This window comes from Devosia enhydra, from assembly GCF_900119845.1.
GTDB lineage: Bacteria > Pseudomonadota > Alphaproteobacteria > Rhizobiales > Devosiaceae > FPKU01.
Genome location: NZ_FPKU01000001.1, coordinates 284044 through 307834 on the forward strand (window position 1 = coordinate 284044; position 23791 = coordinate 307834).

Annotated in this window: 20 protein-coding genes and 2 tRNA genes; 15 read left to right on the forward strand and 7 right to left on the reverse strand. The window is 65.5% G+C overall.

What is annotated here, in order from left to right:
* The first annotated feature begins 2 nt into the window (after positions 1-2).
* On the forward strand, positions 3-2780 hold the full coding sequence (locus BT183_RS01390; RefSeq protein ID WP_177282346.1) for a beta strand repeat-containing protein: 2778 nt from the start codon (positions 3-5) through the stop codon (positions 2778-2780).
* Positions 2781-2807: 27 nt separating this feature from the next.
* Here the strand turns inward: BT183_RS01390 and BT183_RS01395 are convergent, their stop codons facing one another.
* Positions 2808-3971, reverse strand: a complete 1164-nt coding sequence (locus tag BT183_RS01395) for a glycosyltransferase family 4 protein (protein WP_072338626.1) — start codon at positions 3969-3971, stop codon at positions 2808-2810.
* On the reverse strand, positions 3961-5163 hold the full coding sequence (locus BT183_RS01400) for a glycosyltransferase (protein ID WP_072338627.1): 1203 nt from the start codon (positions 5161-5163) through the stop codon (positions 3961-3963). The genes BT183_RS01395 and BT183_RS01400 overlap by 11 nt, the downstream gene beginning before the upstream one ends.
* An 86-nt stretch (positions 5164-5249) precedes the next feature.
* On the opposite strand from BT183_RS01400, the gene BT183_RS01405 reads away from it, so the two are divergent.
* Positions 5250-5323: transfer RNA gene (locus BT183_RS01405), tRNA-Gly, on the forward strand.
* Between the two features lie 13 nt (positions 5324-5336).
* On the opposite strand, the gene BT183_RS01410 is transcribed toward BT183_RS01405, so the two are convergent.
* On the reverse strand, positions 5337-5588 hold the full coding sequence (locus BT183_RS01410; RefSeq protein ID WP_072338628.1) for a hypothetical protein: 252 nt from the start codon (positions 5586-5588) through the stop codon (positions 5337-5339).
* A 71-nt stretch (positions 5589-5659) separates the two neighbouring features.
* Entirely contained in the window at positions 5660-5923 is a 264-nt protein-coding gene (locus tag BT183_RS01415; RefSeq protein WP_072338629.1) for a hypothetical protein, read from the reverse strand.
* 142 nt (positions 5924-6065) lie between these two features.
* On the opposite strand from BT183_RS01415, the gene BT183_RS01420 reads away from it, so the two are divergent.
* From BT183_RS01420 to BT183_RS01440, 5 genes are all read left to right on the forward strand, one after another.
* Positions 6066-6644, forward strand: coding sequence for a helix-turn-helix domain-containing protein (locus tag BT183_RS01420; protein WP_084603178.1), 579 nt, complete (start codon positions 6066-6068; stop codon positions 6642-6644).
* 49 nt (positions 6645-6693) lie between these two features.
* A complete protein-coding gene (kbl, locus tag BT183_RS01425) occupies positions 6694-7908 on the forward strand; it encodes a glycine C-acetyltransferase (RefSeq protein ID WP_072338631.1) in 1215 nt (404 codons plus the stop codon).
* A gap of 2 nt (positions 7909-7910) precedes the next feature.
* The gene (gene tdh, locus BT183_RS01430; RefSeq protein WP_072338632.1) at positions 7911-8963 is read left to right on the forward strand and encodes an L-threonine 3-dehydrogenase; all 1053 of its coding nucleotides are present in this window, start codon (positions 7911-7913) and stop codon (positions 8961-8963) included.
* Between the two features lie 54 nt (positions 8964-9017).
* Positions 9018-9425 (forward strand): MAPEG family protein, encoded by a 408-nt coding sequence (locus BT183_RS01435; protein ID WP_072338633.1) that lies wholly within the window; start codon positions 9018-9020, stop codon positions 9423-9425.
* A 50-nt stretch (positions 9426-9475) separates the two neighbouring features.
* Positions 9476-9551: transfer RNA gene (locus BT183_RS01440), tRNA-Trp, on the forward strand.
* A gap of 31 nt (positions 9552-9582) precedes the next feature.
* Here BT183_RS01440 and BT183_RS01445 read toward each other — a convergent pair.
* The 3 genes from BT183_RS01445 to BT183_RS01450 all read right to left on the reverse strand — a co-directional run bounded on the left by BT183_RS01445 (position 9583) and on the right by BT183_RS01450 (position 11507).
* The gene (locus BT183_RS01445) at positions 9583-10017 is read right to left on the reverse strand and encodes a hypothetical protein (protein WP_072338634.1); all 435 of its coding nucleotides are present in this window, start codon (positions 10015-10017) and stop codon (positions 9583-9585) included.
* Between the two features lie 176 nt (positions 10018-10193).
* Positions 10194-10340 carry a hypothetical protein gene (locus tag BT183_RS20635; RefSeq protein ID WP_177282348.1) on the reverse strand — a complete coding sequence of 49 codons (147 nt, stop codon included), beginning with the start codon at positions 10338-10340 and terminating at the stop codon, positions 10194-10196.
* 171 nt (positions 10341-10511) lie between these two features.
* Positions 10512-11507: a glycosyl transferase family 90 gene (locus BT183_RS01450; RefSeq protein WP_072338635.1), complete on the reverse strand. Its 996-nt coding sequence runs from the start codon at positions 11505-11507 to the stop codon at positions 10512-10514.
* Between the two features lie 181 nt (positions 11508-11688).
* Between BT183_RS01450 and secE the strand changes: the two genes are divergently transcribed.
* The 8 genes from secE (at position 11689) to rpoC (ending at position 23704) form a co-directional block, all read left to right on the forward strand.
* A complete protein-coding gene (secE, locus tag BT183_RS01455; RefSeq protein WP_072338636.1) occupies positions 11689-11883 on the forward strand; it encodes a preprotein translocase subunit SecE in 195 nt (64 codons plus the stop codon).
* A 41-nt stretch (positions 11884-11924) separates the two neighbouring features.
* Entirely contained in the window at positions 11925-12455 is a 531-nt protein-coding gene (gene nusG / locus BT183_RS01460) for a transcription termination/antitermination protein NusG (protein ID WP_072338637.1), read from the forward strand.
* Positions 12456-12627: 172 nt separating this feature from the next.
* On the forward strand, positions 12628-13056 hold the full coding sequence (gene rplK, locus BT183_RS01465) for a 50S ribosomal protein L11 (protein WP_072338638.1): 429 nt from the start codon (positions 12628-12630) through the stop codon (positions 13054-13056).
* A 2-nt stretch (positions 13057-13058) separates the two neighbouring features.
* Positions 13059-13751 carry a 50S ribosomal protein L1 gene (rplA, locus tag BT183_RS01470; protein WP_072338639.1) on the forward strand — a complete coding sequence of 231 codons (693 nt, stop codon included), beginning with the start codon at positions 13059-13061 and terminating at the stop codon, positions 13749-13751.
* A gap of 332 nt (positions 13752-14083) precedes the next feature.
* On the forward strand, positions 14084-14608 hold the full coding sequence (rplJ, locus tag BT183_RS01475; RefSeq protein ID WP_072338640.1) for a 50S ribosomal protein L10: 525 nt from the start codon (positions 14084-14086) through the stop codon (positions 14606-14608).
* 84 nt (positions 14609-14692) lie between these two features.
* The gene (gene rplL / locus BT183_RS01480) at positions 14693-15064 is read left to right on the forward strand and encodes a 50S ribosomal protein L7/L12 (RefSeq protein ID WP_072338641.1); all 372 of its coding nucleotides are present in this window, start codon (positions 14693-14695) and stop codon (positions 15062-15064) included.
* A gap of 202 nt (positions 15065-15266) precedes the next feature.
* Positions 15267-19424: a DNA-directed RNA polymerase subunit beta gene (gene rpoB / locus BT183_RS01485; protein ID WP_072338642.1), complete on the forward strand. Its 4158-nt coding sequence runs from the start codon at positions 15267-15269 to the stop codon at positions 19422-19424.
* 89 nt (positions 19425-19513) lie between these two features.
* The gene (gene rpoC, locus BT183_RS01490; protein WP_072338643.1) at positions 19514-23704 is read left to right on the forward strand and encodes a DNA-directed RNA polymerase subunit beta'; all 4191 of its coding nucleotides are present in this window, start codon (positions 19514-19516) and stop codon (positions 23702-23704) included.
* Positions 23705-23791: the final 87 nt, after the last annotated feature.

The window sequence follows — 23791 nt, forward strand, 5'->3', positions numbered from 1 at the left end:
TCATGCCGGTCATATCGCGTCACCGCTGGTTCCGAATGGGCCCGGTCTCCCTCCTCACGCTGCTCGTGGCGGGACTGACAGGGCCAGCCCTTTCGGCGGCGATTGTCGGCACCAACGGCGCCAATGGTACCGATGGCGTCGACAGCACCACGGTTGGCGTTGGGGGCGACGGGGCCGGCAACATCGGAAGTGGGGGCGCGGCGATGACCTCCGCATTGCCGCCGGGCGCCGGTGTTGCCGGAACCGGCGGCACGGGCGGCGGCGGCGGCGGCGGCGGGCGCGACTACATCTTCAGCCCCACCCTGTACCCCGCTAATGGCGGCGCGGGCGGCGATGGCGAATTCGGCACGGGCGGAGCAGGGGGCACCATTACCTCGGCGGCCGGAGGCGGTGGCGACGAAGCGGGCGGTGGCGGCGGATTCGGCGCGTCGGCATCCGGCACCTCCGGGGGCGGTGGCGGTGGTGGTGGCGGACGCGGCCAGACGATCACGACCACCGATGGCAGCATCGATGCCGGCGACACGGTGACCGGCGGCACGGGCGGCAATGGCGGGTCGGGCACGCCCAATCCCTATGCCGATGGCGGTGGCGGCGGTGGCGGCGGCATCGGGGTGGTCTTTACCGGCACCGGCACCCTGACCGTCGATGGCGATATCACCGGCGGCGCGGGCGGCGATGGAGGCAATGGCGGCTATGCTGGCTCGGGTGGACGGGGCGGCACCGGGCTGCGCGTCACGGGTGTCGGTGCGGGCATCGTCATCAATGGCACGGTCACCGGCGGTGCCGGTGGCGAGCGGGCCGAAAGCCTTTACCAGCCGACCAAATCCATCAACGGGGCGGGCGGTGCCGGTCTCATCGCCGAAGGCATCGACCTCACGATCGGCGCCGAGGGCGAGATTTCCGGCGGCCTTTCGGGCGATGGCACGACGCGGGCCAATGCCGTGACCTTCACCGGCGGCACCAACAGCTTTGCGCTCCTTGCCGATACCGCCTCGATCGTCGGTACTGTCGCTGCGGGCGGGACGAGCGATACCTTCCGCCTCTCGGGCACGAGCGACGGCAACAGTTTCGATACGAGCCTGATCGGAAGCCAGTTCACCGGATTCGAGGCCTTCGAAAAGACCGGCTCCGGCACCTGGAACTTGGGCGGCGCGCCGAGCACCGCCACGCTCTGGACCATCAGGGAGGGCACGCTGGCGCTGCCCGGCAGCACCACGGGCGACATCACCACGACCGAGGATGGCACGTTCCTCTTGTCGGGCGGTACGCTCGATGGCGCGCTGGACAATGCCGGCACCACCGTCGCGACGGGCGCGATCACGGGCGCCGTGACCAATCGCAGCACCGGAAACCTCAACCTTTCGGGCGACCTCGAAGTGGCCGGCCTTGTCAGCAATGAGGGGCGCGTCACCGCGTTCGGGGAGAGCGTCCCTGGCACCATAGCGGTTTCGGGTGGGGGCGGCTTCAGCAATGCCGGCATCCTGTCGCTGAGCCAGGCCGCGGGCCTTGCCGGCGATGTCCTCGATCTCACGGCCGCCGGCACCTTCACGGGCGTTGCCGGGGGCGAGGCGCTCCTCGACATCGATCTCTCCGATGCGGGCGCCGTCGCGGCCGACCGCCTGCTGCTCGGCGCCACGCAGGGCACGCTGGCGCTGCGCTTTTCACCCGATCCGTCGCGCTACGGCGCCCTCACCCCCGGCGTCCTCGTCGTCAGCACCAGCGATGGTGGCCTCGCCGCCACTGCGACAGGGCTCGAGGGCCGCGGGCTCGTGAGTTACGCGCTGCAGCAGCAGGGCACAGACTGGTATGTGACAAGCCAGCTCAACGCCGCGCCGCTCGGCGGGATGGTGGCCGGAATGCGCGCGGCGCAGGCGCTCGCCGACATCGCCCTGCCGGGAGAGGATGCCTCCTGCCGGCCGGGGGTATCGGCCAGCGTCGCGGGCGGCGGCTTTGCGACATCGGCATCCTCCGCTGGCGGCGGGCTGGCGACCGGGACCAGCGTTGACGGGGCCCATGGCGGCGCGCGCTTCGAGGTGGGGCTCGGCTGCTTCACACCTGGATCCGGCGATACGACGCTGCGCCTCGCACTGGTGGGCGGCTATTCCACCGGGACGTTCGAGCAGGCCGACACGCTGCCCGGGGGCGCGGTGTTCGCTGCCGCGAGCGGCTTCGAGACCGGGCTTCTTGGCCTGACCCTTGCGGCCGATGCCGGGCCCTTCATTGCCCGGGCAGCGCTCGGCGCTTCGGGCACGATTTTCGATCTCGAGGCAGGCATAGCCGGCGGCGCGGGGCAGGTGCTCGATGCGCGCGACCTTGCGGCGGGACGCATTACGGCTTCGGGCTCGCTCGGCTACCGCATCCTCGCCGATGGCATCACCATCACGCCCATGATCGGGCTCTCGGCCTCGCGCTCCTGGGTCGACGGCATTGATCTCCTCGACCTCGGTGGGCGCATCGATGTGGCCGACCACGCCGCCTTTGCCGCCTTCGCCGGAGCAGAAATCAGCGGTCGGGTGGCGATCGATGGCGAGGCCGGCCTGCGGTGGTTCATGTCCGGCCGGATCGAGGCCGATTTCAACGCAGAGCAGGCCTTCGTTTACAGCGACGCCATCAATGCCCCGGTCGAGCTCACGACCACGACGCCCTTCGGTCGCGGCAGCTTCACGGCCGGGCTTTCCTACGAAACGCAGGCGGCATCGCTTGGCGTGCGCGCCGGTCTCGACGTGACCGGCGAGACCGTCGATACGAGCCTTTCGGCCACCGCCCGCTTCTCGTTCTGAGGCGGCGGTCCCCGCGGTCGCGTCTGCTCAGCGCACGGGCTGGCGGGCCGCCACGGCTTGGAGAAATGCGGTGACGCCGGCAGCGGCCCTGTCGGCGCGAAATTCTTCGGAGATGAGGTTTCGCCCCGCCTCGGCCCGCCGCCGGGCCTCGCTCGGGTTGCCCAGCACCTCGGCGATGGCCCGAGCCAGCGCCGGCGGATCGCGCGGCGGCACCAGCCACCCGGTCTCTCCGGGCCGCACGATATCTGGAAAGCCGCCGACGCTGGTCGCCACCGTCGGCACGCCAAGAGCCAGCGATTCAATGGCGGCGCCGAGATTTTCGGAATGGGACGGATGGACGGCGACATCCATGCCCGGATAGAGCGCTGCCACGTCCTGCCGCGAGCCCAGCATCGTCAGCCGGTCGCCAAGCAGGCGGTGGCCAAGGGCCTTCAGCTGTTCATAATAGGCCTCCGCGCCTTCAGCCGCGCCCCCGACCACCACCAGATGCGCATCGGTGCCTTGGGCGATCAGAAGGCGCATCGCCTCGAACAGGTCTTCATGGCCCTTGAGCCCGCGCGGGCGGCCGAGGAACGGGCGGGGCGGGTAGGCGAAGGCAACCATGCCGACGATCTGTCGACCAGCGGCGGCAGGCCCCAGCAACCGGCGCAGCGTCTCGGGCGGGCCCTTTGCGAAGGACTCGTCCGGCAGGCCGAAATAGCCCAGCCCCAGCCTTTCTGCGTCGATGCCGGCCGCGCGATAATGTCCGCGCGTCGCCTTGCAGGTCGCGAGCCAGAAATCGGAGGGTCCGGCCGTCGCGATCTCGAAGCGGCGGGGGCCCCAATGCTCCAGATGCAGCGGGCCCGCCACCTGAAAGACGCGCGGCACGGCATGGCGTCGGCCGAGCGCCAGCCGCGCAAAGATGATGCTGCCGACGAAATGACCAAGGATGATGTCGGGCCGGAAGACGTCCATGGCCGCAAGCAAGTGCTGCCGCGCGGCGAGGAACTGGGCTGGCTGCACGACCGCCTTGATGTCGTTGCGGCCAAAAAAGACCTCGGCTCCTGCATCGACAATCGGCTGGTGATTATCGCCTCGCACAGGCACCAGCACGGCGGAGGCCACCCCAGCCCGGGTCATTGCAGCGATCTGGCGGATCGGGAAGGGCGCGCCCCGGGCGGTCTTGAGCAGGTGGAGGACCCTAAGCGTCATGCCGGGCCGCCTCGACGAACGCGTGGTAGAACGCCCGCCGTCGCCCGGCCAGCGTATCGGGCAGGAAGTCCTGCGCCCGCGTGACGCTCGCTGCAGACATGGCTGCGCGGATCTCGGCCGGCCAGGCTCGGACGATGGCATCGGCCAGCGCCTCGGGATCGTCGCTGGGCACCAGCCATTCGTCCGGCACCAGTTCAACGAGCCCGCCGACCCTTGTGGCGATCACCGGCCGTCCCGTCGCCATCGCTTCGATCACGGTGCGCGCGAGGCCCTCGGTGCGCGAGGGCTGGATGTAGAGATCGCAGGCGCGCATCGCCATCATCACCTGCTGCCGATCCTGATGCCCGAGGCAGTCGACATGGTCGCAGAGCCCCAGCGCTGCCACCTGATCGCGAAGCGGCGCAAGGAACGCGCCGCCCCCGATGATTGTGAGCCGGACCGGCCTGCCCTCGGCAACGAGGCGGCCGACAGCGGAAACCAGCACATCCATGCCTTTGTAGCGCGTTTCGAGCGAACCCACCGAGAGAAGGCGCAGCATGGGGCTCTCGACCGGTCCGGCCGGAGCTGAAAACCAGTCCTTCGACAGCACGATCGAGGAATAGGCCGAAACCGGCCTGCCCGGGCTTGCCGGATACTGGCGTTGCAGAACACGCTCGGTCACATAGGCCGCTCCGCTGGCCTGCCTGACCAGAAGCTGCGTGCCCGGCACGAAGATCCGGCGCAGCAACGGCGCCATCCTGCCGCCGACGCCCGCGCCGAAAACGCTGTCGGGGTCCCCGACAAGCTCGACGAAATACGGCTTTGGAAGCCTTGCCCGCAGCAGCCCCGCGACCATGCCCAGCGTACCGGGCAGGCGTAGGGCGAGGCAGTCGACTTCTTCAATGCCCCTCCCGACCGAGGCGAGAACCGAAGGAAGCCGACGCACGAACCCGCCAATGCCCAGATAGGGCGATACGGCCGCAAAGCGGACGCGCGGATCGCGGGTGACCGCGCCGACCGGCGTCGTGCCGTCCCACGGCTCGATGCGGGCGATGACGACGACGGCATCGAACACCTCGAGATAGCGCTGCCAGAAGGCATCGCCGAAATTGCCCGTGCTCCAGATGCTGCCGTCCGGCTTGCGCCTGAAGCGCTCCTCGAGCACGACGCCCAGGGTGCGGAGCGGATTGGGGCGGGAGGGTGCCGGGGTCATGACCGGGACCGTTGCGTCGCGCTGGCGTTCATGTCACGCGAGGCCGGTTGACGCGGCAAGTCCCGGGCGGATATGAACGAGCCCGCGCGGGTGTAGCTCAATGGTAGAGCAGCAGCCTTCCAAGCTGAATACGAGGGTTCGATTCCCTTCACCCGCTCCAGTCCCCCTCGCGATCAGTCGGCCGAGAGCGACGCGACAGCCATCGTCACCAGCCGCGTCAGCGCGTAGATGCCCACCGCGCCCAGCCCCACGAGCCAGAGCGCCTGATAGCCGAACCAGAAGCGGAACGAGCGCGGCTGCCGCGCCTTTTCAAAGGCGCCACCGCGCATCGGCAGCACGCCGTCGCGGCGCGCGCGCAGCAGGTGCCAGGCCCAGAGCCATCCCAGCCCGACCGACAGGCAGAGCGCCAGGGCTGAGGCAATCATGTCAGTGATCAATCACGCGCCCCCGAAAATGCCCCGACCCGCAGGCCGGGGCATCGCTGCTGAAATCCCGTCTATTCGTAGGTGCAGTCGAGCAGGGCCTTGCCGCTGGTGGATTCGGTGCAGCGCACGAGGCGGATGGTGGGGCTGGCCGCGGCAGTCAGGGCAGCGGCCGGAGCGGCAACGGCCTTGCTGACGCCGGGCGACACGGCGTTGATGCAATCGGCGGTGAACCAGAGCAGGGCGCATTTGGCCGGCAGCGGCGCGGCAAGTGCAGGGGCTGCGGGCGCGGTGAACATCGCCGCGGCAAGCACCGCGGCTGCGAATACTTTGTGCATTTCCAATATCCCTCTGACGCTGACGCATGGGCGTCGCGATCCACGCTATTAGGTAATCTTACGTACTGCAACGGGGCGCCGGGATGGGCCTGTTGCCGCAAAGGCGCAAGCTGCTATGGATCGGCCGGGAGGGAGATCCGCCATGACCACGTCACCACCGGAAATCGGTCCGGCGCTGCTCAATGCGCGCAAGGCGCGCAGACTGACGCTGGAGCAACTGGCGCAGCTCTCCGGGGTATCGCGCTCCATGCTGAGCCAGATCGAGCGCGGCGAGACCAATCCCACCTTCGCGGTGCTGTGGAACCTCACCCAGGCTCTAGGCATCGACTTCGCCGATCTGATCGCCGGCGGGCCCAATGCCAGCCAGCCGGCCATCGCGACGATGACGCCGGCCCAGACCCCCGAGATTATCGGCGGAGGCGGATCGTGCCGGCTGCGCATTCTCTCGCCTGCCCGGCTGGCAGGCCTGTCGGAATGGTATTTGCTCGATATCGATGCCGGTGGCGTGCTCGAAAGTGCGCCCCATCCCGATGGCGCGTTCGAGCACTTCACCGCGCTGTCGGGACGGTTCGAAATCCGCGCGGGCGACGAGGTCCGCACCCTGAATGCGGGCGAGACGGCGCGCTATCCGGCCGATCGCGAGCATGCCATCGCCAATGCCGGACCGGAGCCGGCCAGCGGGCTTCTGGTGCTGCTTTACGGGCGCAATGCCGGCGCTTGACGAAATTCCGATATAGTGGAATTATCATCCAGTATATCGGGAGGCCCTCATGGCTCACAGTTTTCTCGCCCATGCTCAAGCCGAGCTTGCTGCCATTGAAGAAGCCGGCCTCAGGAAACGCGAGCGCGAGATTCTCGGGCCGCAGGGCGGACGCATCCGGTATCGCGGACAGGACGGCGCCGAGCGCTCGGCGATAAACCTCTGCGCCAACAATTATCTCGGGCTTGCCAACCATCCCGAGGTCGCCGAGGCGGCGCGTGCCGCGCTCGAGAGCCATGGCTATGGCATGGCGTCCGTGCGCTTCATCTGCGGCACGCAGGATCTCCATCGCCAGCTCGAGCAGCGCATCGCGCGCTATCTCGGCAAGGACGACGCCATCCTCTTCGCCGCCTGTTTCGATGCCAATGGCGCGCTGTTCGAGACGCTGCTGGGGCCGGAGGATGCGGTGATCTCCGACAGCCTCAACCACGCCTCGATCATCGATGGCGTGCGGCTCTCCAAGGCGAAGCGCTACCGCTATGCCTCGGGTGACATGGATGCGCTCGAAGCCGAGCTCAAGACTGCCGTGGACGACGGCAGCCGCTTCCGGCTCATCGTCACCGATGGCGTGTTTTCGATGGATGGGCATGTGGCGCCGCTCAAGGCCATTGCCGACTTGGCCGAGCGCTATGGCGCGCTGGTGGCGGTGGATGATTGCCACGCCACCGGGCACCTGGGCGAGAAGGGCAGGGGTACACCGACGCTGACAGGCGCCGGGGAGGGGGTCCACATCATCACCGGCACGCTCGGCAAGACGCTGGGCGGCGCCATGGGCGGCTTCATCGCCGCGGCCCAGCCCATCATCGACCTGTTGCGCCAGCGGGCGAGGCCCTATCTCTTTTCCAACAGCCTCGCCCCGGCGCTGGCCGGAGGCGCCATAAAGGCCATCGACATCGCCGAGGCCGCCGATGACCGCCGCGAAACCCTGGCCCGCCATGCCCGCCGCTTTCGCACTGGGATGACTGCGGCAGGCTTCACGCTCGTGCCGGGCGACACCCCGATCATCCCCGTCATGCTGGGCGAGGCCGAACTGGCCCAGCGTTTGGCTGCGGCCCTCGACGAGCGCGGGGTGTTCGTGGCCGGCTTCTTTTATCCCGTCGTGCCCAAGGGCAAGGCGCGCATCCGCACGCAGATGTCGGCGGCGCTCAGCGATGCCGATATCGACGAGGCGATCACAGCATTCACCGATGCCGGGCGCGACCTGGGCATCATCGGGAGGATTTGACGATGAAGGCGCTGGTCAAGGCCAAGGCCGAAAAGGGCATCTGGCTCGGAGACGAGCCCGTCCCCGAAATCGGGCCCAAGGATGTGCTGATCAAGGTCAACCGCACGGGCATCTGCGGCACCGACGTGCATATCTACAACTGGGACGAGTGGGCCGCCCGCACCATTCCCGTGCCGATGGTGGTGGGCCACGAATTTGCCGGCGAGATCGTCGCGCGGGGCAGCGAAGTCACGCACCTCGCCATCGGCCAGCGCGTTTCGGGCGAAGGGCATGTGGTGGGCAACACCAGCCGGGCCTCGCGCGCCGGCAAGTTCCATCTCGACCCCGAAACCAAGGGCATCGGCGTCAATCTGCCGGGCGCCTTCGCGCAATATCTGCGCCTTCCCGCCTTCAATGCCGTGCCGCTCCCCGACACGATCGACGACGAACTGGGCGCCATCCTCGATCCCCTCGGCAATGCCGTGCATACGGCGCTGGCCTTCGACATCGTGGGCGAGGATGTGCTCGTGACCGGCGCCGGGCCCATCGGCATCATGGGCGCAGCGGTGGCCCGTCATGTGGGCGCGCGGCATGTGGTGATCACCGACGTCAATCCGCGCCGGCTGGCGCTTGCCGCCGAAGTGGCGGACATCACCCCGGTCAATGTCGCGACCGAGGATCTGCGCTCGGTGATGCAGCGGCTGGGGATGAAGGAAGGCTTCGATGTCGGGCTCGAGATGAGCGGTGCGCCGGCGGCGCTCGACCAGATGATCGCGCACATGGTGATGGGCGGGCGCATCGCGCTGCTCGGCATTCCGTCGCAGCCCTTTCCCTTCGATCTGGGCAAGGTCGTGTTCCGCATGATCACGCTCAAGGGTATCTATGGGCGCGAGATGTTCGAGACCTGGCACAAGATGATGGCGATGCTCGAAAGCGGCCTCGATATCCGCAAGGTGATCACGAAGCGCATGCCCGCATCGGACTATGCCCAGGCCTTTGCCAGCGCCGCGAGCGGGGAGGAGGGCAAGATCGTGCTCGACTGGACGGGATGGTCGGATGGCGGCTCCTCTGCGTAAACTCGCAGATGATGGGCCGAATCTGATGGGCCCCAACTGCTTGCGGGTGAACCCATGCTGCTTCTCGCCATCTTTCTCGTTCTCGCATTGGCCTTCATCCAGGCCTTCCTGCCCGGCGCCTATCTCGCCAAGCAGGTCGGCCCCGAAGTGCAGATGGGGCCGCGCGACAAGCTGCCGCCCCCGACCCCCGAGCTCTCGCGGGCCCAGAACGCGCTGCGCAATCTGCACGAAACGCTGCCGATCTTTCTGACGCTGGCGATTCTCTCGATCGTGCTCGGCGAAGCGGGTTGGCTGACGCTTCTCGGCGCGTGGATCTTCCTCATCGGGCGGATCGGCCACGTGATCTGCTACCTCAAGGGCCTCAGCCCCTGGCGCTCGATTGCCTTCACCGTGGCCTTTCTCGGCCTCGTGCTTCTTGCTTTGCCGCTGCTGCCTTATATCTGGAATGGCACGGGAGCGTGATCGGGCCCTTGCGCGCGAGACGCTTTGCCTCTAGAGAGCATCTCGCCTGAAGGGGTATAGCTCAGTTGGTAGAGCATCGGTCTCCAAAACCGAGGGTCGTGGGTTCGAGTCCCTCTGCCCCTGCCAGGCAAAACGCGGCGCTGCCGCCCACTGCTCCCTAGTTCGAAACGGGAGCAGCTTCCGACTTTTCCGCCTCGGCAATATCTGCTGCGACAGGCTTGGCCCCGATGTCGATCGAACCGTCAGCGGCGGGGTTGGCGATGGGCAGGCCCGAATGCACCGAATACATGCCGGTGCCGAGCTCGGTGATCTCGAGCAGGATCAGTTGCAAGGCATTGCCCACATCCGAGAGCTCCGCGGCCGCTGCCGGGCTCGCATCTGAGATCTCCGCGACGATGGCGTCGAAGGTCTCGATCTCGCGATAAATCTGTCCGGCGATCTCTTCGACCTGCTGCAACCGGGCCTCTTCAACCGACTGCGACGCGTAGGTCTCGTCGGTCATGGCGCGGATGCGGACCGCCTCGGCGCGCCAATGCTGGATGCGCTCGCCAATGGGCCGCAGCTTCTCGATCAGTTCCTGCACATTCGTCATCTGATACCCCCAAGTATCGCCGGTCGAAGACCTGTTGCGGAGCGAAAATCGCACGCGTTGGGGCGCTAACGCGCGAGCAGGGGTGGACGTTGCGCTGCCGTGCAATTGGGGAGCCGGAAAAGAAACAGGCGCCCCTTGCGGGACGCCTGTCACAAGCCGGGAGAGGCTCGATAAAATCAGAACTGCGGGGTCGGGCGCTTCAGCCGCTCGATCTCGGCTTCGCTGACACCGATGTCGCGCAGCTGATGGCGGCTCATATAGCGGAAGCGGTCGTCACGGCTCAGCCCGACGAACAGGGAGTCGATCAGAGCAAGAATCTTCATTTGGTTTTCCGGTCCTGCGCCGGTGCCCGGCGCTCATCTCGTGTTCAGTGCGCTCGATATATGAGCGCCGGACGACCGGGAAAACCGCTGGTTTTGCAAGGCTGCCATGCAGCCATGCATCAATTCTCCTCAGCGCGATGAAACTGTGGGCAATCGTAGGCAGATATCGGTTCAGCCTAATCTTTGAGCAATCTTTTCCGCCGCCCAGCGGGTTTCGCTCTCGAAGGTGAGGCTGCGGGCAAATTCCTGTCCGGCCCGGGCGACTTCGCTGCTTCGCGTGGGATAGGTGCGCGCCCAGTCGATCTTCTCGCCGAGGTCGGCCATGTCGGCGCGAATGGGGATGTAATGCTGCCACGGCTGCAGCCGGTCGTAATACCATTGCCGATATCCGAAGGCGCTCTCCACTTTGAGCACGCAGCAGCCGTAATGAAGACGGCGCAGCAGATTGGTCCAGGTGTTGGTCCATCCATCGATATCGATGGCGAACTTGTCGCCCAGCCACTCCGCTTCCGGCCGCGCAGGTCGCCGCAGCCCCAGTCGGTCGAGCGCGTCATTTGGCCAGAAGGGGTGCCCGCTCTCATATATTCCCGCATCGAGGCCCTCGATCTCGCGGGCGAGGAGGCACAGGCTGACACGAGGCGCGAGGCGCGGATTGTCAGGCGGCGAGCCCGGCCAGGGCAGGGCACCGATGCCGTTGCTGCCGCCCCGCCAGACGATCGCGTCGCGTCGATCGTTCCAGGAGATCGCGGTCTCGTCGGCGAGGCGAAGATCGGCGGCAAACCCACGATGATCGAAAAAGAAGGCATCGGGCAGGAGCTGCACGCTCGGGTCGTTGGAAGAATAGGCGAAGTCGGCCTGGGTCGGCTCCTGTCCGTCGCTTGTCGCGACGGTAAAGCATGCGCTTTCAAGGCCGCTCTCGAGAAGGTAATGGATATAGGGCGCAAGCCGTCGCCGCACATGCCAGTGCAGCAGCAGCCTGTCGTGGAACGTAATGCCGATCGCGAGCACATCGCCCGTGCGGCGCAGCTCGACGTCATAGGGGTACCCGCCTTGTGGGCGGATATCGACCGCGAGTCGCGGCAGCGCGTGGTTGAATGGCCTGAGCTGCCGCCTCACATAAGAGGCGACGCGCAGGCGGTCGCGCAGATGGCGCAGATAGTGTGTCATGGCGTACCCCCGTTCGCTGACGGGCGCTCCCTAGCACGCGGGCGCATCCTCCGTCAGGGTGGGAATAGTTCCCGAGCCTCTTGCATGAGCGGCCCCAAGTCGCTAGATACGGCCATCCGAAGCTGCGCGCCGACTCGCGCGGCTATTTGACGTTGCTTTTTTCTGGAAGCTGATCCCGCCCATGGCTGCGACCAACCCGTTCAAATTCCTGCAGGAAGTCCGGCAGGAAGTCAGCAAGGTGACCTGGCCGTCGCGCAACGAGACGGTGATCTCCACCATCATGGTGCTGATCTTCGCCACGCTGGCCAGCTTCTTTTTCCTCGCGGCCGACCAGATCATCGCCTGGCTCGTGCAGCTCATGCTGTCGATCCGCTGAGGCGGGCCGGACCAAACCAATTAGTGGAGCGAGAACGCGGCATGGCCAAGCGCTGGTACATCGTCCAGGCCTATTCGAACTTCGAGCGCAAGGTCGCCGAGGACATCCGTCAGAAGGTCGCGCAGAAAAAGCTCGAAGACCTGTTCGATGACGTCATCGTGCCGACCGAGAAGGTCGTTGAGGTTCGTCGCGGCCGCAAGGTCGATACCGAGCGCAAGTTCTTCCCCGGCTATGTGCTGGTGAAGATGGAGATGACCGACCAGGCCTTCCACCTGATCAAGAACACGCCAAAGGTCACCGGGTTCCTCGGCTCGGGCGACAAGCCGATGCCGATCTCCGAGCGCGAGGCGATGTCGATCCTGCAGCAGGTGCAGGAAGGCGTCGAGCATCCCAAGCCGTCCGTCAGCTTCGAGATCGGCGAGAAGGTGCGCGTCGCCGACGGCGCCTTCCAGAGCTTCGAAGGCATCGTCGAGGAAGTCGACGAGGAGCGTTCGCGCCTCAAGGTCGAAGTGTCGATCTTCGGCCGGCCGACGCCGGTGGAACTCGAATACGGTCAGGTCGAAAAGATCTGATCGCCCTGACCTCCCGATCCGGGAGGTCTGGCCGGCCCCCGAGCCGGCCCGCGAGGCCCTCAGGGCTTTCGCAAAACCCGTGGGAGAGGGCAGGGCGGCCAGCCCTGGTCAAAGCCTCGCACCACGGCGTCGCAATCCTCCGGCCAGCCGGAGACAGTAAGGAAGGACGACGATGGCCAAGAAGATCGTTGGTTACGTAAAACTGCAGGTGCCCGCGGGCTCCGCCACGCCCTCGCCCCCGATCGGGCCGGCGCTGGGTCAGCGCGGTCTCAACATCATGGAGTTCTGCAAGGCGTTCAACGCCCAGACCCAGGAGATGGAAAAGGGCGCCCCGATTCCGGTCGTGATCACCGCCTATGCGGACAAGAGCTTCACCTTCGTGATGAAGCTGCCGCCGGTGACCTACTACCTCAAGAAGGCCGCCGGCCTGAAGTCCGGCTCCAAGCTTCCGGGCAAGGAAAGCGCCGCGACCATCACCATGGCCCAGGTGCGCGAGATCGCCGAGAAGAAGCTCAAGGACCTCAACGCCTATGACGTTGATACGGCCGCGACGATGATCGCCGGCTCCGCCCGTTCCATGGGCATCCAGGTGGAGGGCTGATCATGGCGCATGTCGGCAAGAGAATCACCGGCGCCCGCCAGGGCATCGATCGCAAGAAGCTCTACCCGCTGGGCGACGCGCTCAAGATGGTCAAGGAGCGCGCCAGCGCCAAGTTCGACGAGACCATCGAGGTCGCGTTCAACCTGGGCGTTGATCCCCGCCACGCCGACCAGATGGTCCGCGGCGTCGTGAACCTGCCCAATGGCACCGGCAAGACCGTGCGCGTGGCCGTGTTCGCGCGCGGCGCCAAGGCCGACGAGGCCCGCGCCGCCGGTGCCGACGTCGTGGGCGCAGAAGACCTGGTCGAGCAGATCCAGGGCGGCAAGATCGATTTCGATCGCTGCATCGCCACGCCGGACATGATGCCGCTGGTCGGTCGCCTGGGCAAGATCCTGGGCCCGCGCAACCTGATGCCGAACCCCAAGGTCGGGACCGTGACGATGGATGTCGCGGGCGCCGTCAAGGGCTCCAAGGGTGGTGCGGTCGAGTTCCGCGTCGAGAAGGCCGGTATCCTGCATGCCGGTATCGGCAAGGCCTCCTTCTCCGAGGATGCTCTGCTCCAGAACATCAAGGCGTTCTCGGATGCCGTGACCCGCGCCAAGCCGGCCGGGGCCAAGGGCACCTATATCAAGCGCGTCGCCGTGAGCTCCACCATGGGCCCCGGCGTGCATGTGGATCCTTCGTCGGTCCATTGATCCCATTCCGGGCGGCTTTGGTCGCCCGGTCTGCCGGCCCCTGACGATCGGGTCCGGTTAAGTCCTGTCCGAGACTGCCGGTGCGCCTCCGGGCGCTTAAACCCAGCCGAGTGTGCCGCCCTGCGGCACGATGAAGCGAGCGGGCCTGCAATAGACGGGGAGAAGACCAGAGGAATTCCACTCTTGGAGCCTCGGTTCGATCCAGGCCATTTGCCGCTGTCGGGCTTGCCCGAACGTGGAGTTGGTTGACAGGCGTTAACCGCCGTCCCCCCGGGGGTGGCAATTGGCACCGGTCCGGGCCTTCGGGCTCCGGGCCAAATGTGGAGACAAGTATGGAAAGAGCGGAAAAGCGTGAGCTCGTCGTCTCGCTCCAGGCAGCCCTTGCGGGCGCTGGATCGATCGTCGTCGCGCAGAACGCCGGTCTGACCGTTGCGGACTTCGAAAATCTGCGCAAGCAGATGAAGGCCGCTGGCGGGCAGGTCAAGGTTGCCAAGAACCGCCTTGCCAAGCTCGCTCTCGAGGAAACCGCCAACGCTGACATGTCGGCCCTTCTCGTGGGTCCGACGGTCATTGCCTTTGCGGACGATCCCATGGTCGCGCCCAAGATCGCGGCCGGCTTTGCCGACAAGAACCAGAAGTTCGTGGTTCTCGGCGGTGCGATGGGTGCGACCGCTCTCGACGCCAACAACGTCAAGGCGCTGGCTACCATGCCTTCGCTCGACCAGCTGCGTGCAACGCTCGCCGGGATGCTCAAGCAGCCCGCGACCCGCATCGCATCCGTCGTGCAGGCCCCTGGTGCCCAGATTGCGCGGGTCCTGTCCGCTTATGCGGACAAGGACAAGAGCGAAGCGGCATAGCTTTCAAACCACACTCCGCCGGTGGACCCCGATGTGGCGGCCCATCCCGGCTCGAACCGAAACCCAAAGAAAAGAGATATCTAAATGGCTGATCTCGCCAAGCTCGTTGAAGACCTGTCGGCTCTGACCGTTCTCGAGGCTTCTGAACTCTCGAAGATGCTGGAAGAGAAGTGGGGCGTTTCCGCCGCCGCTCCGGTCGCCGCTGCCGCCGCTCCGGCCGCTGCCGCTGCCCCGGTCGAAGAAAAGACTGAATTCGATGTGATCCTCGCCTCGTTCGGCGAGAACAAGATCAACGTCATCAAGGAAGTCCGCGCCATCACCGGCCTGGGCCTGGGCGAGGCCAAGGCCCTCGTCGAGGGTGCTCCCAAGGCGATCAAGGAAGGCGCGACCAAGGCCGAGGCCGAGGACATCAAGAAGAAGCTCGAAGGCGCCGGCGCCAAGGTCGAGCTCAAGTAATTATCGGATCGTTTCGATCCTTCCGGGGCGGCTCGCCGCCCCGGATCTGCGGCCCCGCCGGCCGGGTGGAGACCAAGTCGTCCCGCCAACTGCGGATGCTGATAGTTTAAAGGGCGGGCAGATTTCCTGAGGGCCGACGGCTGATAGTCGGCGCTTTGGACATCTGCCTCCGAGACATTCGAGAGAAAGAACAGGAGCGGGTATGGTTACCACGTTCAACGGTCGTCGCAAGGTACGCAAGTCCTTCGGGTCCATTCGCGAAGTCACGGAGATGCCGAACCTGATCGAGGTCCAGAAGGCCTCCTATGATCAGTTCCTCCTCGTGGACGAGCCCAAGGGCGGGCGTCCCGACGAGGGCCTCGAGGCGGTTTTCCGCTCGGTCTTCCCGATCACCGACTTTTCCAACACTGCATCTCTCGAATTTGTGAAGTACGAATTCGAGCAGCCCAAATACGACGTTGACGAGTGCCGTCAGCGCGACATGACCTTCGCCGCGCCGCTCAAGGTGACGCTGCGCCTCATCGTGTTCGAAGTGGACGAGGAAACCGGCGCCCGCTCGGTCAAGGACATCAAGGAGCAGGACGTCTATATGGGCGACATGCCCTTCATGACGTCGAACGGCACTTTCATCGTCAACGGCACCGAGCGCGTTATCGTCTCGCAGATGCACCGCTCGCCGGGCGTGTTCTTCGACCACGACAAGGGCAAGACCCACTCCTCGGGCAAGCTGCTGTTCGCCGGCCGCATCATTCCCTATCGCGGCTCGTGGCTCGACATCGAATTCGACGCCAAGGACATCGTCTATGCGCGCATCGATCGGCGCCGCAAGATCCCGGTGACCTCGCTGCTCAAGGCCCTCGGCATGGACGCCGAGGAAATCCTGCGCACCTATTACGGAATCAACACCTATACGCGGAACGGCAAGGGCGGCTGGAAGAAGCCGTACGACCACGAGGCGATGAAGGGTGCCAAGCCGCTGCTCGACCTCATCGACGCCAATACCGGCGACGTGGTGCACGAGGCCGGCAAGAAGCTCACCGCGCGCCAGGCCAAGAAGCTCGCCGAAAACGGGCTCACGCACCTGCTCGCCACCGATGAGGACCTTTACGGCAATTACATCGCCGAAGACCTGATCAGCATGCAGACCGGCGAGGTTTATGCCGAGGCCGGCGACGAGCTCGACGAGAAGCTGCTCAAGAAGCTGATTGACAAGGGCTTCGACGAGCTGCCGATCCTCGACATCGACCATGTCACCATCGGCGCCTATCTGCGCAACACGCTGGCCGTGGACAAGAACGAGAGCCGCGAGGACGCGCTCTTCGATATCTACCGCGTCATGCGCCCGGGCGAGCCCCCGACGGTCGAAACCGCCGAAGCCATGTTCAAGTCGCTGTTCTTCGACAGCGAGCGCTATGACCTGTCGGCCGTCGGCCGCGTCAAGATGAACATGCGCCTCGAGCTCGACGCCCCGGACACCATGCGCATCCTGCGCAAGGAAGACATCGTGGAAGTCGTGCGCACGCTGGTCAACCTGCGCGATGGCCGCGGCGAGATCGACGACATCGACAATCTCGGCAACCGCCGTGTGCGCTCGGTCGGCGAGCTGATGGAGAACCATTACCGCCTCGGCCTGCTGCGCATGGAGCGCGCGATCAAGGAGCGCATGAGCTCCGTCGAGATCGACACGGTGATGCCGCAGGACCTGATCAACGCCAAGCCGGCAGCCGCCGCGGTGCGCGAGTTCTTCGGCTCGAGCCAGCTCAGCCAGTTCATGGACCAGACCAACCCGCTCTCCGAGATCACGCACAAGCGGCGTCTCTCGGCGCTCGGGCCGGGCGGTCTCACCCGTGAGCGCGCCGGCTTCGAGGTGCGCGACGTGCATCCGACCCATTATGGTCGCATCTGCCCGATCGAGACGCCCGAAGGCCCCAATATCGGTCTCATCAACTCGCTCTCGACCTTCGCGCGCGTCAACAAATACGGCTTCATCGAAAGCCCGTATCGCAAGATCGTCGATGGCAAGGTGACCGACGAGGTCGTCTATCTCTCGGCCATGGAAGAGGCCAAGCACTACGTCGCCCAGGCCAATGCCAAGGTCGACGCGGCCGGTGCGCTGGTCGAGGATCTGGTGGTTGCCCGCCATGCCGGCGACAACGGCCTGACCCCGCGCGAACTCGTCGACCTCATGGACGTGTCGCCCAAGCAGATCGTCTCGGTGGCGGCCGCGCTCATTCCGTTCCTCGAGAACGACGACGCCAACCGCGCGCTCATGGGTTCGAACATGCAGCGCCAGGCCGTGCCGCTGCTGCGTGCCGAGGCCCCCTTCGTGGGCACGGGCATGGAGCCGGTGGTGGCCCGCGATTCCGGCGCCGCCATCGTGGCCAAGCGCAAGGGCATCGTCGACCAGGTGGACGCGACCCGTATCGTCATTCGCGCAACGGAAGAAACCGATGCGTCGAAGTCGGGCGTCGACATCTACAACCTGATGAAGTTCCAGCGCTCGAACCAGTCCACCTGCATCAACCAGCGTCCGCTGGTGGTTGTGGGTGACCACGTCGAAAAGGGCGACATCATCGCCGACGGTCCCTCGACCGAACTGGGTGATCTGGCGCTCGGGCGCAACGTGCTCGTCGCGTTCATGCCCTGGAACGGCTACAACTTCGAAGATTCCATCCTGCTCTCCGAGAAGATCTCGATGCAGGACGTCTTCACCTCGATCCATATCGAGGAATATGAAGTGATGGCCCGCGACACCAAGCTCGGGCCCGAGGAAATCACGCGCGACATTCCGAACGTCTCGGAAGAAGCGCTCAAGAACCTCGACGAGGCCGGCATCGTCCATATCGGTGCCGAAGTGCAGGCCGGTGACATCCTCGTGGGCAAGATCACGCCCAAGGGCGAAAGCCCGATGACGCCGGAAGAGAAGCTCCTCCGCGCCATCTTCGGCGAGAAGGCCTCCGACGTGCGTGACACCTCGCTGCGCGTGCCCCCGGGCGATGCGGGCACGGTGGTGGAAGTGCGCGTCTTTAACCGCCACGGCATCGACAAGGACGAGCGTGCCATGGCGATCGAGCGCGAGGAAATCGAGCGCCTCGCCAAGGACCGTGACGACGAGCAGTCGATCCTCGACCGCAACGTCTATGCGCGTCTCAAGGAGATGCTGTTCGGCAAGTCGGCCACGGCTGGTCCCAAGGGCTATGTGCCCGGCACCCGGCTCAACGATGCCATCTTCGATGCCCAGCCGCGGTCCAAGTGGTGGCAGTTCGCCATCGAGGACGACAAGGTGATGGCCGAGATGGAGGCGCTCCACGCCCAGTACGAGGAGAGCCGCAAGCTGCTCGAGCAGCGCTTCATCGACAAGGTCGACAAGCTCCAGCGCGGCGACGAGCTGCCCCCGGGCGTGATGAAGATGGTCAAGGTCTTCGTCGCCACCAAGCGCAAGCTGCAGCCGGGCGACAAGATGGCCGGCCGTCACGGCAACAAGGGCGTGGTGTCCCGCATCGTCCCGCAGGAGGACATGCCCTATCTCGACGACGGTACGCCCGTCGACATCGTGCTCAACCCGCTCGGCGTGCCCTCGCGCATGAATGTGGGGCAGATCCTCGAGACCCATCTGGGCTGGGCCTGCGCCGGCGTCGGCAAGAAGATCGACGAGATGGTCCGCCGTTACCACCAGAAGGGGGATCTCACCCCGCTCCGCGTGGAACTGGGTTCGCTGTTTGCGGGTGACCCGCAGATGGAAGACCTCGACGACGACAGCCTGGTGCGCATGGGCGAGCACCTGTCCAAGGGCATCTCGATCGCCACTCCGGTGTTCGATGGCGCCAAGGAAGCCGATATCGTCGACATGCTGGAACGCGCCGGGCTCGACAGCTCGGGCCAGTCGATCGTCTATGACGGCCGGACCGGCGAGCGCTTCGACCGCAAGGTGACGGTTGGGTATATCTATATGCTCAAGCTTCACCACCTCGTGGACGACAAGATCCACGCCCGTTCGATCGGCCCGTACTCGCTCGTTACCCAGCAGCCGCTGGGCGGCAAGGCGCAGTTTGGCGGCCAGCGCTTCGGCGAGATGGAGGTGTGGGCGCTCGAAGCCTATGGCGCCGCCTACACGCTGCAGGAAATGCTGACCATCAAGTCCGACGACGTGGCTGGCCGCACCAAGGTCTACGAGGCCATCGTGCGCGGCGACGACACCTTCGAAGCCGGCATTCCGGAGAGCTTCAACGTTCTCGTCAAGGAAATCCGGTCGCTCGGGCTCAATGTCGAGCTCGAGATGGGCGAAGGCGCCGATGGCGGCGAGCTGAACGACAACACCGCAGAGGCGGAGCTCGCTCCTCCGCAGGCCGCGGCGGAATAAACCCCGCCGGGCCGCAGCTTCCCCCTCAACCTGTTCCGATGGCGCTTCGGGCCTGGCCCGCCCGAAGCAACGGAACGAGGAGATGAACGATGAATCATCATCAGCACGTGATGGACCCCTTCAATCCGCAGATGCCTGCGCAGATGTTCGATCAGATGAAGATCAACATCGCCAGCCCGGAGAAGATCCTCAGCTGGTCCTATGGCGAGATCAAGAAGCCTGAGACCATCAACTACCGCACCTTCAAGCCCGAGCGCGACGGCCTGTTCTGCGCGCGCATCTTCGGGCCTGTGAAGGACTATGAATGCTTGTGCGGCAAGTACAAGCGCATGAAGTTCAAGGGCGTCATCTGCGAGAAGTGCGGCGTCGAAGTGACGCTGAGCCGCGTGCGCCGCGAGCGCATGGGCCATATCGAGCTGGCCGCGCCCGTCGCCCATATCTGGTTCCTCAAGTCGCTGCCGAGCCGCATCGCGCTTCTGCTCGACATGACGCTGAAGGATATCGAGCGCATCCTCTATTTCGAGCACTATGTCGTGCTCGATCCGGGCCTGACCCCGTTCACGCTCAACGAGTTGCTGACCGAAGAGCAGTACCTCGACGCCCAGGACCAGTATGGGGCCGACAGCTTCACCGCCAAGATCGGCGCCGAGGCCATTCGCGACATCCTGCTGGCGCTCGACCTCGAGAAGCTTGCCGCCGACCTGCGCGTCGAGATCGCGGAAGCCACCACCGAGCTCAAGCCCAAGAAGCTGGCCAAGCGTCTCAAGATCGTCGAGCAGTTCATCGTTTCGGGCAACAAGCCGGAATGGATGATCATGACCGTCATTCCGGTCATCCCGCCCGAGCTTCGTCCGCTCGTGCCGCTCGATGGCGGTCGTTTCGCGACCTCCGATCTCAACGATCTCTACCGCCGCGTCATCAACCGCAACAACCGGTTGAAGCGCCTCATCGAGCTGCGCGCGCCCGACATCATCATCCGCAACGAGAAGCGCATGCTTCAGGAAGCGGTCGATGCGCTGTTCGACAACGGCCGTCGCGGCCGCACCATCACGGGCGCCAACAAGCGTCCGCTGAAGTCGCTCAGCGACATGCTCAAGGGCAAGCAGGGCCGGTTCCGCCAGAACCTGCTCGGCAAGCGCGTCGACTATTCGGGCCGTTCGGTGATCACCGTGGGTCCCGAGCTCAAGCTGCACCAGTGCGGCCTGCCCAAGAAGATGGCGCTCGAGCTCTTCAAGCCCTTCATCTACAGCCGCCTCGAGGCCAAGGGGTTTTCCTCCACGGTCAAGCAGGCCAAGAAGCTGGTCGAGAAGGAAAAGCCGGAAGTCTGGGATATCCTCGACGAGGTCATCCGCGAGCATCCGGTGCTGCTCAACCGCGCCCCGACGCTCCACCGCCTCGGCATCCAGGCCTTCGAGCCGCATCTGATCGAGGGCAAGGCCATCCAGCTGCACCCGCTCGTTTGCGCGGCGTTCAACGCCGACTTCGACGGCGACCAGATGGCCGTGCACGTGCCGCTTTCGCTGGAAGCCCAGCTCGAAGCCCGCGTGCTGATGATGTCGACCAACAACATCCTGCACCCGGCCAACGGCCAGCCGATCATCGTGCCGTCCCAGGACATCGTGCTCGGGCTCTACCATCTCTCGCTGATGTATGAGAACGAGCCGGGCGAGGGCATGGCCTTTGCCAGCATGGGCGAGATCGAGCATGCGCTCGCCAGCGGCGTCATCACGGTCCACACCAAGATCCAGGGCCGCGTCGCGGTCGTGGATGCCGATGGCAAGCGCTCGACCAAGATCGTCGAGACCTCGCCGGGCCGCATGATGATGGGGCAGCTCCTGCCGCTCAGCGTCGCCGTCCCCTACGAGACGTGCAACCAGCTGATGACCAAGAAGATGATCTCCAAGATGATCGACACGGTCTACCGTGGCTGCGGTCAGAAGGAGACGGTGATCTTCTGCGACCGCATCATGGATCTGGGCTTCAAGCATGCCTGCCGCGCCGGCATCTCGTTCGGCAAGGACGACATGGTGATCCCGGCCTCCAAGTATAAGATCGTGGAGGACACCAGGAAGCAGGTCGAGGAGTTCGAGCAGCAGTACAATGACGGCCTGATCACTCAGGGCGAAAAGTACAACAAGGTCGTCGACGCCTGGGCCAAGTGCGGTGACAAGGTCGCCGAGGAGATGATGAAGGGCATTGCTGCCGTTCACATCGACAAGGAAACCGGCCGCCAGAAGCCGATCAACTCGGTCTATATGATGAGCCATTCGGGCGCGCGTGGTTCGCCGGCGCAGATGAAGCAGCTCGCTGGCATGCGCGGCCTGATGGCGCGTCCGGACGGCTCGATCATCGAGACCCCGATCACCGCCAACTTCAAGGAAGGCCTGAACGTGCTGGAGTACTTCAACTCCACCCACGGTGCCCGCAAGGGTCTGGCCGATACCGCGCTGAAGACGGCGAACTCGGGTTACCTGACGCGGCGTCTCGTCGACGTGGCGCAGGACTCGATCATCACCGAGCTCGATTGCGGCACCGAACGCGGCCTGACCATGGAGGCGATCATCGACTCCGGTCAGATCGTGGCCTCGATCGGTCAGCGTATCCTGGGTCGCACCACGGCCGACGACATCTTCCATCCGCTGTCGGGGGATCTGCTGGCCAAGCGCGGCACGCTGCTCTCGGAAAAGGACGTGGATGCCATCGAGGCCGCCAAGATCCAGACCGTGCGCATCCGGTCGCCGCTGACCTGCGATCTCCGCCAGGGCTGCTGCGCCGCCTGCTATGGTCGCGATCTGGCCCGCGGCACGCCGGTCAATATCGGCGAGGCCGTCGGCGTCATCGCTGCCCAGTCGATCGGGGAGCCGGGCACCCAGCTCACCATGCGCACCTTCCACATCGGTGGCACGGCGCAGGTGGTGGACTCCTCGTTCCTCGAGGCCGGTGCAGAAGGCAAGGTGGTCATCCGCAACCGCAACGTGGCCAAGGTCTCGGGCGGTGCGCTCATCGCCATGGGCCGCAACGTCACGATCGCGATCGTCGATGCCGAGGGCAAGGACCGCACCACCCACCGCGTGACCTATGGCGCGAAGCTCCGCGTCGATGATGGTGACGAAGTGCGTCGTGGCCAGCGTATCGCCGAATGGGATCCCTACACCCGTCCGGTGCTGGCAGAAGTCGACGGCGAGGTGGCCTTCGAAGACCTCGTCGACGGGTCCTCGGTTGCCGAGACCACCGACGAGACGACGGGCTTCACCAAGCGCGTCGTCATCGACTGGCGGTCCAACCAGCGTGGTGAAGGCCTGCGTCCTGCACTGGCGATCACCCGTGGTGGCACGGTGGCCAAGGTCGAGCGCGGTGGCGATGCCCGCTATCTGCTCTCGGTGGATGCGGTTATCGCTGTCGAGCCCGGCGAGAAGGTTGCCCCCGGCGACGTTCTGGCTCGTATCCCGCTCGAAAGTGCCAAGACCAAGGACATCACCGGCGGTCTGCCGCGCGTGGCCGAGCTGTTCGAGGCTCGTCGTCCCAAGGATCACGCCATCATCGCCGAGATCGACGGCACGATCCGCTTCGGACGCGACTACAAGAACAAGCGTCGCGTCATCATCGAGCCGACCGAGGAGGGTGCTGATCCGGTCGAATACCTGATCCCGAAGGGCAAGCCGTTCCATCTGCAGGAAGGTGATCCGATCGAGAAGGGCGAGTACATCCTCGATGGCAACCCGGCTCCGCACGACATCCTTGCCATCAAGGGCGTCGAGGAACTGGCACGCTATCTCGTCAACGAGATCCAGGAGGTCTATCGCCTGCAGGGCGTGCTGATCAACGACAAGCACATCGAGGTCATCGTTCGCCAGATGCTGCAGAAGGTCGAGATCACCAATCCCGGCGATTCCGGCCTGCTCAAGGACGAGCAGATCGACCGACTCGACTTCGACGAGCTCAACGACCAGCTGGTGGCCGATGGCCGCAAGCCGGCCGAGGCCGTCCCGGTGCTGCTCGGCATCACCAAGGCGTCGCTGCAGACCCGCTCGTTCATCTCCGCCGCCTCCTTCCAGGAGACGACGCGCGTGCTGACCGAAGCGGCCGTCTCGGGCAAGGCCGACCTGCTCGAGGGTCTCAAGGAGAACGTCATCGTGGGCCGTCTCATCCCGGCCGGCACGGGCGCCTCCACGTCCTCGATCAAGCGCGTTGCCTCGCGCCGTGACGACCTCATCCTCGAGGAGCGTCGCCGCCAGGCCGAAACCGCCGCGATCCCAGCGCCCGCCGAACCGGCCGAGTGATCGGACGATCCATGCAATAGGAAAGGGGCCCCGCGGGGCCCCTTTTCACGTCCGGATATCGATGAGCGACGAGAAGAGCAGGGGCGG